Below are 328 nucleotides of genomic sequence, written 5' to 3' on the forward strand. Positions count from 1 at the left end.
ATCCAGCGTGGTCAAGTGTTGGCAAAACCAGGCTCCATCAAGCCTCACGCCCACTTCACAGGCGAGATCTATGTATTGTCCAAAGATGAAGGTGGCCGTCATACACCATTCTTCAACAACTACCGTCCACAGTTCTACTTCCGTACAACGGACGTTACTGGTTCGATCGAGTTGCCGAAAGACAAAGAAATGGTCATGCCAGGTGATAACGTCTCTATCACAGTCAAACTGATCAACCCGATCGCGATGGAAGAAGGCTTGCGCTTCGCTATCCGTGAAGGCGGTCGTACTGTCGGTGCTGGCGTTGTTGCTAAAATCATCGAGTAAT

The 328-nt window shown here is 49.7% G+C and carries 1 protein-coding gene; it reads left to right on the forward strand.

The window, feature by feature from the left end; all coding sequences use genetic code 11:
• On the forward strand, nucleotides 1-327 hold a 327-nt coding region (locus tag ACO0LM_RS28770), incomplete at its 5' end, for an elongation factor Tu (RefSeq protein WP_423042382.1).
• Nucleotide 328 lies beyond the last annotated feature (1 nt).

It is taken from the genome of Undibacterium sp. Di26W (genome assembly GCF_049340265.1).
GTDB lineage: Bacteria > Pseudomonadota > Gammaproteobacteria > Burkholderiales > Burkholderiaceae_D > Undibacterium.